Source organism: Flavobacterium myungsuense, assembly GCF_042677265.1.
GTDB classification, from domain to species: domain Bacteria; phylum Bacteroidota; class Bacteroidia; order Flavobacteriales; family Flavobacteriaceae; genus Flavobacterium; species Flavobacterium myungsuense.
Genome location: NZ_JBHTIZ010000024.1, coordinates 14,775 through 30,760, shown reverse-complemented (window position 1 = coordinate 30,760; position 15,986 = coordinate 14,775). Strand labels below are relative to the sequence as shown.

Genomic DNA, 15,986 nt, shown 5'->3' with positions numbered 1-15,986 from the left:
TTATAAAAATACTTGAACTCACAGTATCAAAGCCCCAATCGGGTTAGATTGAGCCCTTTTCTTGAGCCTTAAACTATCAGTAAGAAGTATTCAAGCAAAGAAAGCCTTTACAGAAATATAGAGCCTTCTTTTAGTTGCATACAAATTTTATAATCTGTGCTAAATTACCCCGATGCAAAAACACGAAAAACTATTTTGACTAAAACTAAATCGTTTTATTTGTATTTATATACTTACAAAAATTAAATTTATATGTATTTAATCGAATTTTTAAGTATTTAATCAGTTATTTTTAAATTATTGAATAATTTTAAAAAGTAATGCAAAATGAGTTTGTGCCCCAAATTTATTTTTTCTAAAACTAATTTAAAAACGATTATTAATGATAACGTTATGGAAAAAACTACCCTACTAGCTGAAAAAAACTGTCTTTTTACTACTAAAAATAACATAATATATATAGTATTTTTAATACTATTATTTTTCGTAACTATTCACGTTAAGGCGCAAACACAGGTAACACCACAAGTTAACTTTTCTCAAAGAACTTCCTCAGCCTCACCAACTCAAAAAATATATAATATTAAAGGCGACTTTACATTAATTGGAAATACTAATTTATCGCTTGCAAATTACTCCAACACCACCAACAATCAAAGAAACACAATGGAATTCATTGATATTGATGGTGACCCTGCTACCCTTAATTCTTCAACGGCAACTCTAGAACTTTCTAATTCTGGGGAAAATGGTGCCAATCAAAACTGTTCAAATGTTCTTTTTGCAGCACTCTATTGGACTGGTAAATCAGATGATCTTGATTCTTTTACTGCTTCAAAACAAGTTCAAAGTGGAACAAAAACAATCAATGATAATTTGATGGTAATTGACAATCAGTATATAGTTAATACAAATTATAATTTAAATATAAATAGAAACAATCCTAGTAACAACAATCGAAGCCCTATTTATACCTTTTCAGGAAATGGCAATACCTATGTTTTTAGGTACACCAATAATGCGGCTCCAAATACAGTAACACTTTCTATAAATGGTAGCGCTGCAACAAATATTCCTGTAAACATAATTGTATCAGGAACCACAGCTACTGCAACTCTTACTACTCCCTATAGTATTGTAGATGGAACGACAACTTTAACCATTAATCAACTAATCAGAAACACCGCAACAAATTTAAGTCCGGCGAATACTCGAAATAGTTCTTCAGCAACGGTTATTGTTTCAGGTACTGTTCCTACATATACAACTTTAACTAAAGTGTATGACAAAAAAGTAGTTTCTCTAAAAGGACCAGGCGATGCAGCTTACATTACAATCACGGCAAAACCTAATGGTGTAAATTCTGACATCTGGTTTCCTGGAGCTGCCCAAAGTGGAATTTTTGTTGGCTACCAAGAAATCACAGATTATGTAAAAGCACATGGAACTGGTGCATACACTGTAGCCGATATAGCTTTAAAAGAAGGAATCGATGCATCACCTGGTTATTCGGGAGGTTGGGGAATAGTAGTAATTTACTCAAATCCTTTGATGAAAAGTCGTGCGGTTACACTTTTTGATGGGTATGCTAATATAAATGGACAAGCGAACAGAGGTCAATATGGCCTCATCCCTATTTCAGGATTTACAACTGTTGGTTCAGGGCCTGTTAATATGAAACTGGGGGTAATGGCAAGCGAAGGAGATGTTGCCTTAACTGGTGATTATTTAGCTGTGCAAAAACTTAATGCCGATCCAACGGTTTATCCTGCGAACTATTTGGTATTAAGTCATTCAGGCAATTCAACTACTAACTTCTTTAATTCTTCAATATTCCCGTTCCCTGCTGCTGGAAATAGTATTCCTAATTTAGTAAACAACACAGGGGTTGATTTTAGTATGTACACAATCCCAAATGCAGGTAATTCAATCATTGCTAACAATCAAACTTCTACAACTTTTAGATTTGGATCCAACTCTGATATATATACCATTTTTGGATTCGCCATGTCAGTTGACGCTTATTTACCTGAACCGAAAGGATTAATAAGTGTTAATTCGATTAATAATATTACAAACCCTCCCATACTAAATGCATTGCCTGGTCAAACAATTAATTATTCACTCGATATCACAAATGAAGGTACCGATGCTACAAACAACACTATAATTTCAATTCCAATTCCAGCAACCTCAATTTTTCTTACAGGAACTATTGTATATCACACCTACCATGGTTTTGCACCAAACACTGCCCCCTATTTCGATCCAATATTGAATAAAATTATTTGGGAATTGGGTACATTACCCATAACGCCTGGTCATCCTGAATATATATATGCAGATGTAAGCTTCGACCTTGATGTTACAACTGATTGTGATATAATACTAAATGCAGGTTGTAATCCTGTGGTTTCTTTAGATGCTGGAAACATAACAGGTCAAGGTGCTATTTCAGGAATTACTTTCACAAAGAATTTTTTTCAAGGATATGATACATCTGAATGCAATTTACCTATTGAAGGTGCAATTCAAGTAACCATTGATAAAAGTTTATGCTTGGCAGGTATGGCGGGTCCCGATCAGATATCAGCTTGTGGTGGCGATAATGTTACCTTAGCAGCAAACACAGGAACAACAGGATCTTGGTCAATCATTAGTGGTCCGTCAGGTGGTGGAGAAATATTTTCGGATAGCACAAGTCCAACTTCAGAATTTTACAGCCCAAATATTGGAATTTATACCTTAAGATGGACAACAAGTTGCGACAATACTGACGAAGCTCTTATAACACTTTCGCTTTGTAATGTTGTCAATTTTGATGGAAATGATGACAATGTTAACTTTAAAAATAACTTTAATTTAAATAGTGGAAATTTTAGCATAGAGGCATGGATAAAACCGAACGCTACCAATAGCAATACACAAACAATTCTCTCAAAACATCTCAGCCCAAGTTCAACTGACGGCTATGATTTAAGATTGGTTAACAATTTTGTTTCATTCAATTGGGATAACAATTCCATAATCGCCACACATGCCATAGACACTAATAGATGGTATCATATTGCGGTAACTTTCGACGGTACAAACTATCAATTATTCATCGATGGAATATTGGATAATACCGCTGCTGGCGCAAACCCAACAGGGAATAATGTGGATTTTATTTTGGGTGCAATGAGTCAAAACAAGTCCATTCCTCATAATTATTATAACGGCTATGCAGACGAACTGCGCATTTGGAATACTTGTTTGACAGTAGATCAAATTCGTCAAACGATGAATCAGGAAATCACAGATGATGGGAATGGCAATGTAAAAGGAGTAATTATTCCCAAAAATACAAATGACTTAAGTTGGACTAATTTGTTAGGTTATTATCAAATGAATCGTGCAAGCGACATCAATAATGGCTATTTAGTAGATAAATCTGGAAACTCTAAAAATGGTAAATTGAAAGGCATTTATATTCAAGAACCAGATACAGCACCAATTCCTTATACTTCAGTAGCTGATGGAAATTGGGAAACGGACAATACTTGGACCAATTATCCAGTTTGGGATGTCCCTAATAGTATTGGTATTGATGCCTCAACAAGAATTGATTGGAATATAGTTCAAACCTCACATAATATCTCATCTAATGGTAATAAAACCGTATTGGGATTATTAGTAGACAGTAACACATTAACGGCAGCAAATGATTCAAAAATAGAAATTTCTAGTTATCTAAAATTAGACGGTAAAATAGACTTACAAGGAAAATCACAATTGATTCAAACCATAAATAGTGATTTAGAAGTTACAAGTGCTGGATATATTGAAAGAGACCAACAAGGACAATCAAATAAATTCAACTATAATTATTGGTCATCTCCTGTGGGGTCAATAAAGACTACTAGCAACAATAATTCCTTTACGGTTGCTGGTATTATGAAAGACGGAACATATCCCGAAAATATTCAGGATATCGTTTGGACATCTGGATATGACGGTAGTCCCACAAACCCAATTACATTAAGTACATATTGGATAAATAAATTCCAAAATCTAACTCCTATTTATGCCAATTGGACAAGAGTATCCCAAACAGGAACTTTACTTCCAGCTCAAGGATTTACCTTGAAAGGAAGTGGTGCGGCTACAGAAACTCAAAACTATACTTTTGTAGGAAAACCAAATAATGGGATTATTACTAGTACAATTGCAGCCAACAACATCAATTTGTGCGGAAATCCATACGCATCTGCTTTAGATTCCTATGCTTTTATCAATGCAAATATTGATTCTATAACTGGAACATTATATTTTTGGGAGCATTATAGTACTAATAGCTCTCACGTATTGGCTCAATACCAAGGAGGATATGCAACTCGAAACCTTGTTGGAGGCGCTGCTGCAGTTGCTCCAGCTGGGATTAGTGGTTTAGGTTCAAGCAACAGAGTTCCTGGAAGATACATTCCCGTAGGACAAGGTTTTATTTTATATGGAAGTAGTACAGGTGGAATCATAAATTTTGACAACAGCCAGAGAGCTTTTATAAAAGAATATGATGAAACAAATCCCAATCCCTTGTTCAGAAAATCTGCTTCAACTGTTGTTGAAAATAAATTCAATAATAAAAATGATGTAATTCCGTCAAAAACTGAATTCCCTAAAATTAGATTAGGATTCATAGCTGCAAATAATCTCCACAGGCAATTACTTCTTGGATTCATGGACAAAAACGCAACTAGTGGGATTGATACTGGCTATGATGCAAATATGATTGATGTTCAGCCAAACGATATGTATTTCTTAAATACCAATACAAAACTAGTAATTCAAGGTGATGGCTATTTTAATACTTCAAATGTGTATCCTTTAGGAGTTGTTACCGCAGTGGAAGGAAATGTGAAATTTAATCTTGATAATCTTGAAGAATTTGATTCGAATCAAAACATATATATTTTTGATAATGTTACTAATTTATATCATGACATTCGCAAAGAAGCTTTCGAAATTTATCTTCCTGTAGGAACTGTAAATAATCGTTTTTCTTTACGATTTAAAAATACAGCTGCTATAGAGGAAAATATCTTAGTCTCAAACGAAAACATTATGGTAGCATTTACAAAAAATGACAAAATGATAAATGTAAATAACAACGCAATAGATACAAAAGTAAAATCAGTTATTCTATTCAATATTCTTGGTCAATTTTTAAATGCTTGGGAGGTTAAAAATGAAGATCAAGCAAAAATTAAAATCCCAGTTTATAATATAAGTTCTGGAACATATATTGTAAAAGTACAAACATCAAAAGGTTATATTAATAAAAAGATTATCATTAATTAAAAAATCCCTTGCTCCTATTTGATACCAATTAATTATTTCCTACAGATCAAAAAAATGAAAAATAAAATTTATAAAAACCTTCTGGTATATCCAGAAGTGATTTACAAGCTATAAAAAAATATAAAGCAGCTATTCATGAGGCTCCAATAACTATAGGAGTTGCTCCTGTTTAGATAATCACAGGAAAGATAAACTACTAATCAAAGCCATTATGGCGAAGTGGATTGTTTTTTGTTTTTTTAAGTATTCTATCTAAACGTACTTTACCTTTTTAATTAAATCACTTTTGGTAAAATGTTATTTAGGTAAAGTAAAATAAAAGGTAGTGCCTACGTTTAATTTTGATTCAAACCAAATTTTACCACCCGCAGACTCAATTATATTTTTAACAATTGATAATCCGATACCGCTAGAATCTGTTCTATTATTTAGTTTTTTAAAGACTTGAAAAATGAAATCAAAATGTTCTTCGGCTATACCTATGCCGTTGTCTTCAATAGAAAACAGTATAAATTCATTTTGATTTTCCCAATTAATAGTAACAATACTTTTTTTATTGGCATCTCTATACTTGTAGGCGTTCTCAATTAAATTTTGAAAGACCTGTTTGGTTTTAGTATTGTTTAATTTAATAACTGGTAATGGCTTTAGTATATTGATACTAACACTTTTCATTTTGTTAATATCTATATTCATTATAATGCTTTCAACAACTAGCTGAGTTTCAGATTTGTTGTGTTCTTTTTGAGAGGATCTAAGTTCAGAATATTGTAAAGTACTAGAAATTAACTGATTCATATCAATTATAGATTCATTAATGATAGAAATATACTCTAAGCTATCCTTGCTTAATTTACCCTCATTATCTTCTTTAATCCAATCGACACACGATGCAATACTATGTAAAGGTGTTTTAAGATCGTGGGATACGATATGGGCGTAATTAGAAAGTTCTAAATTACTCTCTGTTAAATCTGAAATTAATTTTTCGTTTTTAAAAATTAAGGTTTTTATTTCTGTAATATCCAAATGAATACCTAACGAGCCGATTATTTCACCATTAATATTGTAATTAGGAGAACCGCTTACTAGCCAATACTTCGTTTCTCCATTTTTAGCTAAAATTTCAATTTCATATACATCATCAATACCCTCTTTTCTAATTCTTATTTTCTTATCTAAGATTTCTAAATATTCGTTTGTAATTAATACATCTTTTGCTCTCTTTCCAATAAGTTCATCAGAATCATAACCACTCATAGTGCAAAAAGCGTTATTTAAAGATAAAATGATATCATTATTATCAACTTCCATTAATCCAAGATTAATATTCTCAATAATATTTTTGTATTTTGTATTTTGAAATTCTAAACTTTTATCATAATTAATTTGAAGTGTAACATCTCTATATCTCCAAACATGACCGTCTAATTTGCCGTTTAGTAATATTGGGGTATAACTTCTAGAAACAAATTTACCGTCTTTCAATTCAAGTATTTCATCATATACCGCCTCTTGATTTTTAATTATTTCTTCAACTCTACTAACAAATTCATTTTCATAAAGAAAAAAACCTTTAAGGTTTTCTCTTGCAATTTCACAAGATAAGCCTATTAATTGATCATGTGCCTCTGTAGGTATGTTAAAAAGATTTAAAAAAGCATTGCTGGCAAATTCTATATGTCCGTCTTTAGATTCTATAACTTTAGAATCCGAATAACTTTCAAAAATAATTTCTAATCTGTTTTTGGTAGCTTCTAGTTCTTGTTGCTTTAAAAATTTTTCTAATTCTGAAGATGAATTTTTTATATGAAGAGAAATTAAAATTGAAATTTTAGATAAAGCAGCTAATTTATCTTTAGTATAGTGATTTTTTTCAGGATGTTCAGAATCAATAATTCCAACTACCTGGTCATCCAACAAAATGGGAACAGTAATTTCGGAAAGCCGAGACAAATCGTCAATAATATAATCTTTATCTTTAGTGGTATCATTAATTATTTCGCCTTTTTTAGTTCTTGCTACTCTTCCAACCACACCTTTATCTATGGGTATTGATAATTTATTTTTTATGATGTGATTCGCGTCTAATTTATTACTTGTTGATGCTAATTGGACTAACTCTCCGTTTATAAAACCATAAAATACGCAATCATCCGTATTTAAAAATTCAGCTATATGATTCACCAAGTCAAAAGCATTGGTAAAAATATCATTACTCTTTAATAAATCTTTTACTATCTGTGATTCAAACTTTTCAAATTGCTGTTGCTTTTGTACTTTTAAGTCAAGCAAATACTTTTCGGTTACGTCCCTTACAATGGCTTGGTGCGCATAGGGGATTTTTTCAGAATCAACTAAAATTTTCGATTTAATAGTAACGTATTTTTTATCTTTTTTTGCATTTATAAATTCATAATAAAAAACTTCATTTTCGCTTTCAAGATTATCTTTGCTTAATAGTTTGTGAATTTCCTTTTTGTGTCTATTAGAAAATTGTGTTAAATTATCTATTTTAAAATCATTATTAAGGCCAAGAAGTTTCATTGCTTCTTTATTAATTTTTAAAATTTCACCCTTAAAATCAACTACAAATAATGCATCTACTAGATTGTCTAAAAGATCGTTCTGAAATTCTTCTTGAGTCAATACTCTATTTGAAAGCTGTATGTTATTAACATAAAGCTCCCTCAAGCGATTTTCTACAAAACCTTCAGCAAGTTCTCTAGCTTTTCGCTCTCTTTCAAGTGCTTTTCTTAATATTTCTATATTATTTGTAAGCAAAATAAATAGGTCTTTTAGTCATTTAAATAAAAAAATAAGGAAAAATGATAATGTATTTATTACAGGTAAAAAACATTAAATTACAGGTATCTAATTTAGTTCAATATCAAATTTTACTCCATTTTTAGCATCAAAAGACTTGTCAATAGTTACAGCTCCACTAACATTAAAATGATTTAAGGTTTCTTTTATTAAACCTATAGCAAAGTAGGTTAACCCTTTTGAAGAATTATAAATTACACTTAATTTTTTGGTTGTTTTTTCAACAACTCTAAAAGTTGGAAGGTCTGCATCATTATAAAGTTTTCTTACTTCAATATGAATATGATTTTCAATACCTGCTATTAAATCTAAAGCATTATCGAAGTGCTCAATGATATAGGAATGCTTACCGATAAGATATGGAAAAACAAAAATCCCAAATTTCTCTAATAAAATTTCCGGATTGACATCTGTCTTTTTAGAGACATAAGTTAAAAGACTAACTAATTCATCAAAGTCATAGTTGCTAAATGAACTATAAATACCTTCAGAGGGTAAATTGCAATTAGTGATCATTTCATCAACCATTTCTAATCCGTGGGTTGTTTCAACAAATTCTATAAAATTGGTAAAAATAAATCCTTTCATGAAGTGTTATTTAGGTAATTGAATTTTTAATGTCTCTTTGATTCTGTCCAATAATTTGCTATGAGTTTGATGTTAGATTTGTATTTTACCATATCTAATTCTTTTACAAAATAGCCGCAAATTCCTAACTCTTCACACTTTTTAACTTCTGAAGAATTAAAAGATGTTGTATGTATAATTACAGGTAAGGTTTTTAAACTTTCATTTTTTTTAATTGCTTTTAGAAATTCAATACCATTCATTATTGGCATATTCAAATCTAGTAAGATGAAATGAGGTAATTCTGATGGGTTTACTGTGAGGAACTCTAAAGCTATCATCCCGTTTTCAGCAGTATTTATTTCTATATTAGGATATTCAGACAATACTTTTTTTATCCCCATTAAAGCAATTTTATTGTCTTCAACTATTAAAACTTTCATAACTAAAATTTAATGTTTTTTCATATTTACCTAAAAATTTAGTTAAAGATTTATTTATATTTTTTCAAACTTTACTAAATTAGCACAAAACCAACAAAAATTTCTAAACTTAATTTAGTTCTATACTATTTCAATTTTTTTATAATCAAGTGTTAAAAAAAAAGCAAAAAATACCTTAAATTCAAATTTAATATAACAAACATATATATATTTAAACGTTTGAACAAAAGAATAATAGGATAATTTAAGTTCAAAACACTTCGTCTACAGCAAAATGAATTTCGTCGAAAAAATGTAAGATAATTCGCATTGTAGATCAGGCTGTTTTTCTTTTATTTATAACTATATTGCAAGCGATTGGTATTAAATCTGTTTTGTTTATGTATTTGTAATCATGGGTTTTGTTTAAAAATAGCAATAACCTGAATTCGATAAATAAAATTTTGATTTTTGATAAGCTTTAAGTCCTGCAAGGTTTCAAAAACCTTGTCTTATAACCAGAAATGATTAATAAGTTAATAGAAGAACTCCTAAAATCATAATCGCTGCTCATTGCTTCTTCACTCAACAATGAAAAAGAGGAATAAAAACTATTCAAATAAAATACATAGCTTTTCTATTTTTAAAAATTCAATTTTTTTTAAAGTTTGAATAGTTTTTCGTTAAAGAAATTTAATGTTATTTTAGCAATTGAATAAGTATTCAAAGTTCTATTCCATCCATTCTTGATTCTTTATGTTTTTTAATTCTCTCCATTTCGCTCTCTTTCTGCCAATCGTTTTTCTATTGTTTTGGTTGGGCTTCTCAAAAACGAAAACAGTTCAAAACGCATTTTTATTATTGGTAAGTTATGTTTTTTACTCGTTTTGGGATTGGCACTTTCTTTTTTTATTACTCTTCTCAACATTTTTAGTGTATTATACAGGAATTAAAATTCAAGATTGTACAACTACAAAAAGTAAATCGTTTTGGTTTTGGGCAAGTATCATTATCAATGTTGGGTTTTTAGGAATTTTTAAATATTATGACTTTTTTGCTGTTTCTTTTTCAAATTTATTACAGAATTTTGGTTTCATGGTTAGCCCATTAACCCTAAAATGGATACTTCCTGTTGGAATCTCTTTTTATACTTTTCACGGATTATCCTACAGCATTGATGTGTATAAATCCCGAATCAAAGCCGAAAATAATTTTACAGATTATGCTTTATTTGTTAGCTATTTTCCGTTATTGGTTGCTGGCCCAATCGAAAGAGCAACTCATTTATTACCCCAAGTAAAAACAAAAAGAGTTTTTAACTTTCAACAAGCTAAAGAAGGAATTTTTATGATTGTTTGGGGCTTGGTAAAAAAAGTAGTCATTGCTGATACTTGCGCCACTTATGCCAATGCCATTTTTGATCATTATGAGTCAATGAACTCTCTTTCATTGGCTTTAGGAGCCGTCTTTTTTGCTTTTCAAATTTATGGCGATTTTTCTGGCTATTCTGATATGGCTATTGGAATTTCTAAATTGTTCGGTATAGAATTGTTACGAAATTTTAATTATCCTTATTTCTCTCGTGATATTGCCGAATTCTGGCGGCGTTGGCACATTTCGTTATCGTCTTGGTTTAGAGATTATGTGTATATTCCACTTGGCGGGAGCAAAGGAACTAAACTAAAACAGGTGCGAAATGTCTTCATAATTTTCCTTCTCAGTGGTTTTTGGCACGGTGCTAATTGGACGTACATTGCATGGGGATTCCTAAATGCATTGTACTTTTTACCGCTTTTACTTCAAAACAAAAACCGATCGAATATTGAAACCATTACTTTAAAATTAAATTTTGATTCTTTTAAAACGGTCTTTCAAATTCTATTTACCTTCATTCTAACTTGCTTTGCCTGGATATTTTTTAGAGCCAATTCTATAACTGCCGCTTTCGACTATATTAAACTACTGTTTACCAATGGTGCTTTTGAATGGCAGTATCTAGCAAATCGTCGTTACAATTACGAAATTATAATGCTAATTATTTTATTTATTGTTGTCGAATGGAATACAAGAACCAAACAAGAACCAATTTCTGGAAAGCAATCCATGCTAAAACTGATTATTTGTATCGCTTCGCTTTTAGCCTTAGGAACCTATTCTGATTATAAAGAATTTATTTATTTTCAATTCTAATGAAAGAGTTTTTAATACTTATTACAAAAACGTTTGTCATTCTGCTTTTAACTGCAGCATGTCTAGATGCGATTTATACTTATGTCTACTTGCGTTCTTCTAACCGCGGCAAAGTAGAAGCTGTTTTTAATAGAAAGCCTACTCAATATGATGTGGTGATTTTAGGAACTTCAAGAGCTAACAATCATTTTGTGCCTGACCTTTTTGAATATAGAGGATTAAAAACGTTCAATTACGGCATGAGTGGTTCTCATTTATTTGAAACAGCAATGTTGTTAGAGCTTATGATGGAACGCAACTATAAAATCAATACCATTATACTTGAAGCCGATTTAAGTTTGAGTAACGAAAAAAGAGACGAAGGCACTACAGCTCGTTATCTTCCTTATATACATCACTCTTCGGTTATTGCAAACCATTTTAAAACCGAAAAAGAGTTTTCGTTGTGGTATTACATTCCTTTTTATAGATACATAAAATACGATTCACAAATTGGGTTTAGAGAAATGTATCAATCCATTATTGGCAAACCAACTAATCATTTAAATAATAACGGCTATTATCCGTTACCTTCAAAAAAAGGAACGAATATGAAAAATGATTACAGACGCTTAAATCCGCTGAAGAACAAATATTACGAACAAATTAAACAAATTTGCAAATCAAACAATATTCAACTAATTACTGTAACGACTCCTGTTTGCGAAAATGTTAAAGGAATGGATTACTTTGAGAAAGTCACAAAATTATATCCTGAAATACATAATTTAGAAAATCTAGTTCAAGGAGATGACTATTTTTCCTCTTGCGGACATTTGAATGATAAAGGAGCACGAATGTTTACTCAAAAAGTGCTTCTCCTATTTTTTAAAGACCAATAAAAAAATTGTTGTTTGCATAAATTAAAAATAACAATAAACTACCTTAACCCCTAAAAAATTTAGGGCAATTCCTGTTTTTTTTGTAAATTATACAAATACACCCCGTAAAAATTAGAGTCTTTAACAAATAGACTGTTGATAAATTCGAAAAAAAAGATTTTTTAAAAAAGAAATTGTCAAAAAACAATTATCAAAAAAAAGAATACGGCATAAATTATCAATTTTATATTAAAATATAAGTTTTTAAAAAAATAATATACTATTTTAGCGTTAAACAGCAATTTATTTAAATATAATGAGCTAAAATTTAATTTTTTAATAAAACTCATACTATGCTAGAATTGTTATCTAAATTAAACCCTAATGGTTGGGATGAAATGTTTTCTAGTAAAGGCGTTAGAAGTTCATATCGTCATGTGCTTCAAACTTTACAAGGTTTAAATCAAGAAAGACTAGAAAACAAGCAAAAGCAAGCTTCCGATTTTTTTATGAATCAAGGAATAACTTTTACTGTTTATGGTGATGACAACCAAGGAATTGAAAGAATATTTCCTTTTGATATTATCCCGAGAATTATTACTCAAAAAGACTGGCTTGAAGTTGAAGAAGGAATTAAGCAAAGATTAAAAGCGTTAAATTTATTTTTAGAAGATATTTACAACGAACAGCACATTGTAAAAGACGGCATAATTCCTGCTTCTCTAATTGCATCTTGCCCTCATTATATTCAAGAAGTTCATGGTGTAAAAATCCCTCATGATATACATGTTCATATTGCCGGAATCGATTTAATTCGAGGTGCTAAAGGAGAATTTTATGTTTTAGAAGACAACTTAAGGTGCCCTAGTGGTGTAAGCTATATGCTTGAAAACAGAGAAATAACCAAGCGTATATTTCCAAAAATGCTTACTTCTAACAACGTAAGCATGGTGGGGAATTACCCAATGATTTTACATAATATTTTAGTGTCTTTGTCTCCTAGAGGAGTTTCAAATCCTAATGTGGTTTTATTGACGCCCGGTATCTACAATTCAGCCTATTATGAGCATACTTTTCTAGCAAGACAAATGGGAATTCCATTAGTTGAAGGAAGAGATTTAGTGGTTAATAATTCCAAAGTCTACATGAAAACAACTTCTGGATTGCAGCAAGTAGATGTGATTTACAGACGTTTAGATGATGAGTATTTAGACCCATTAGTGTTTAAACCTGACAGTGCCCTTGGAGTTCCAGGATTAATAAGCTCCTACAAACAAGGAAATGTAGCTATAGTAAATGCCGTTGGAAACGGTGTTGCTGATGATAAGGCCGTTTACGTTTATGTCCCTGATATGATAAAATACTACCTCAACGAAGAGCCAATTCTTAAAAATGTTCCAACCTATCAAATGGAGAATATTGAAGAACGCGAATTGGTTTTTGCCAACATGGAAAACATGGTTATCAAAGAAACCAATCAAAGTGGTGGTTACGGAATGATTATGGGAAACAAAGCAACCGAACAAGATTTTAAAAAAGCAAAAATCGCTATTCTTGAAAATCCAAGAAACTTTATTGCTCAACCTATTATTCAATTGAGTACTGTTCCGTGTTTAATAGATGGTGAACTAAAACTTAGACATGTCGATTTAAGACCTTACGCTTTATATGGTCCGAACGGAGTAGAAATAGTTCCCGGAGGGCTAACTCGAGTAGCATTAAAAGAAGGATCGCTAGTAGTAAACTCCTCTCAAGGCGGAGGAAGTAAAGACACTTGGATTGTAAAATAGTGATAAAAAAAGACTAATTCTAAACTTAAAAAAAACAAAATGAATGTAAATATGCTCAGTAGGGTGGCAGACGGAATGTTTTGGTTGAGTCGCTACATGGAAAGAACCGATGGAATGTTGCTTACTTTAAACACTTTCTATATCTTATCTTTTGATAAAGAAATGAATGATTCGCAAGGATACAAGCCTTTATTAGAATATTATACCGACTTGACTAAAGAACAAATAAGCAGATCACAATATGACACAAGCTTTGTATTGAAGTACATTATTTGCGACAATCAAAATTACAATTCAGTTAAAAATTTAGTAATCAAAGCGCGGGAAAATGCTAGAGGTTCTCAAGATAAGATAACCAAAGAATTATGGGAACACATCAACTCGTTGTATCATTTTATGAATTCACCAGAGTTACCAAAAAAATTAGAAACTAATGATGCGTTAAATATTATTACCAAACTTAACAAAGATCTTTTACTTTACAATGGTATTCTTCATGTTACGATGCCTCGAGGATTGGGCTGGTGGTTCTCTAGCATAGGCAAGCACATCGAAAGGTGTCTGCAAACCATTTCTTTAACTCAAGCGTATTATAAAACCATCAATTACAATCTAGATGGAGACGAAGATTTACTGTATTGGAGAAGACTACTGTTGTCGTTGTCCGGTTACGAATTGTATTTAAAAAGCTATAGCAACATCCCGCACAATCGTAAAATTGTTCAGCAAGTTATTTTTAATAGAGATTTTGCTCACTCTGTAACGTATACTTTAGAATATATTGATAAATATCTTGAAAGCCTATTTAAAGACAACAATTTGAGCGAAGCAAGAAGATTGCAAAATCAATTTGGGAGACTTAAAAGCTATGTGGAATTTACAGATTACCAGCACCTAACCAATCAGCAACTAGAAGAATTACTCAACAATACGAAAGTACAATTAATTCAATTTTCGACAGATTTTTCTAAATTATTTTTCTCTTATACCTAAACAAAATGGCGGTTTTTAAAATAGTTCACAGCACGAAATACCAATACAATTGGCCTATTAAGGAAAGCATTAATGAAATTCGCTTGTTTCCCTATAATTTTGAGAATCAGGACGTACTTAAATTTGAACTCAACATCACTAACAACCCAAATGTAGATATATCACAAGACCTTTATGGGAATAGAGTTGGCAACTTTAATACTCTAGAAGTACATTCCGAAATGGCTATTGAAACTCGGATGATTGTTAGGGTAAATCATTCGTTAAAAATTCCTGAAATAGATATAACTACTATTCAAGATTTAGCAGTTGAAAAAGAAAAAAGTATTGAGCTTCTAAGATTGAGCTATCCTGAGGATATAGAAAAGCAAAATAAAATTATTGCTATACTCAATAAAATAAAATACCAAGACAAACCCGTTATTGAAATTGCAAGGTTATGCAACCAATATATATACTCTAATTTTTCTTACACAAAAGGCATAACCAATATAGAGACAACTCTTGATGAAGTTTTGCAACACAAAAAAGGAGTTTGTCAAGACTTTGCTCACGTATTATTGCAGCTTCTTCGCACTGCAGGAATCCCATCACGATATGTAAGTGGTTATGTTTGCCCAAATAAAAGTGGTCTAAGAGGAGAAGGCGCTACACATGCTTGGGTAGAAATTTATACGCCTACACAAGGCTGGCTCGGAATAGACCCTACCAATAATATCTGGACTATGGACAACCATATCAAACTTTCAGTAGGAAGAAATTTTAGCGATTGTACTCCCGTTAAAGGAACTTTTAAAGGCTTAGCAAAGCAAAAATTATCAGTTTCTGTTTCTGTTGAATATGAAGATGGAAGACAATTTGAGGAAGTAAACGAAGTACAATTACAAGAAATATCTTTAGAAAAACAAAAAGAGTTGGATTACATTGAACATGTGCATCAACAACAGCAATAAAAAACGAATACTTATAAAATCAAAAAGACTGCCAATTCTGACAGT

10 protein-coding genes are annotated in these 15,986 nt (G+C 31.1%); 6 read left to right on the top strand and 4 right to left on the bottom strand.

The genetic code is table 11. The features are described 5' to 3' along the window. Positions 1 to 393 precede the first annotated feature (393 nt). Positions 394 to 5,340, top strand: a complete 4,947-nt coding sequence (locus ACFQ0S_RS09390; protein WP_379758518.1) for a LamG-like jellyroll fold domain-containing protein — start codon at positions 394 to 396, stop codon at positions 5,338 to 5,340. A gap of 297 nt (positions 5,341 to 5,637) precedes the next feature. Here the strand turns inward: ACFQ0S_RS09390 and ACFQ0S_RS09385 are convergent, their stop codons facing one another. The 4 genes from ACFQ0S_RS09385 to ACFQ0S_RS09370 all read right to left on the bottom strand — a co-directional run bounded on the left by ACFQ0S_RS09385 (position 5,638) and on the right by ACFQ0S_RS09370 (position 10,083). After that, a complete protein-coding gene (locus tag ACFQ0S_RS09385) occupies positions 5,638 to 8,124 on the bottom strand; it encodes a PAS domain S-box protein (protein ID WP_379758515.1) in 2,487 nt (828 codons plus the stop codon). 90 nt (positions 8,125 to 8,214) lie between these two features. Next, positions 8,215 to 8,754, bottom strand: coding sequence for a heme NO-binding domain-containing protein (locus tag ACFQ0S_RS09380; protein ID WP_379758512.1), 540 nt, complete (start codon positions 8,752 to 8,754; stop codon positions 8,215 to 8,217). A gap of 26 nt (positions 8,755 to 8,780) precedes the next feature. Further along, entirely contained in the window at positions 8,781 to 9,176 is a 396-nt protein-coding gene (locus tag ACFQ0S_RS09375; RefSeq protein ID WP_379758509.1) for a response regulator, read from the bottom strand. 742 nt (positions 9,177 to 9,918) lie between these two features. Beyond that, positions 9,919 to 10,083, bottom strand: coding sequence for a hypothetical protein (locus tag ACFQ0S_RS09370; protein ID WP_379758506.1), 165 nt, complete (start codon positions 10,081 to 10,083; stop codon positions 9,919 to 9,921). A gap of 5 nt (positions 10,084 to 10,088) precedes the next feature. On the opposite strand from ACFQ0S_RS09370, the gene ACFQ0S_RS09365 reads away from it, so the two are divergent. The 5 genes from ACFQ0S_RS09365 to ACFQ0S_RS09345 all read left to right on the top strand — a co-directional run bounded on the left by ACFQ0S_RS09365 (position 10,089) and on the right by ACFQ0S_RS09345 (position 15,941). Next, positions 10,089 to 11,345 (top strand): MBOAT family O-acyltransferase, encoded by a 1,257-nt coding sequence (locus ACFQ0S_RS09365; protein ID WP_379758503.1) that lies wholly within the window; start codon positions 10,089 to 10,091, stop codon positions 11,343 to 11,345. Then, positions 11,345 to 12,226 (top strand): hypothetical protein, encoded by an 882-nt coding sequence (locus ACFQ0S_RS09360; RefSeq protein WP_379758500.1) that lies wholly within the window; start codon positions 11,345 to 11,347, stop codon positions 12,224 to 12,226. The genes ACFQ0S_RS09365 and ACFQ0S_RS09360 overlap by 1 nt, the downstream gene beginning before the upstream one ends. Positions 12,227 to 12,558: 332 nt before the next feature. Beyond that, positions 12,559 to 13,995: a circularly permuted type 2 ATP-grasp protein gene (locus ACFQ0S_RS09355; protein WP_379758497.1), complete on the top strand. Its 1,437-nt coding sequence runs from the start codon at positions 12,559 to 12,561 to the stop codon at positions 13,993 to 13,995. A gap of 39 nt (positions 13,996 to 14,034) precedes the next feature. After that, positions 14,035 to 14,988: an alpha-E domain-containing protein gene (locus ACFQ0S_RS09350; protein ID WP_379758494.1), complete on the top strand. Its 954-nt coding sequence runs from the start codon at positions 14,035 to 14,037 to the stop codon at positions 14,986 to 14,988. A gap of 5 nt (positions 14,989 to 14,993) precedes the next feature. Continuing rightward, entirely contained in the window at positions 14,994 to 15,941 is a 948-nt protein-coding gene (locus ACFQ0S_RS09345) for a transglutaminase family protein (RefSeq protein WP_379758491.1), read from the top strand. The last annotated feature ends 45 nt before the right edge of the window (positions 15,942 to 15,986 follow it).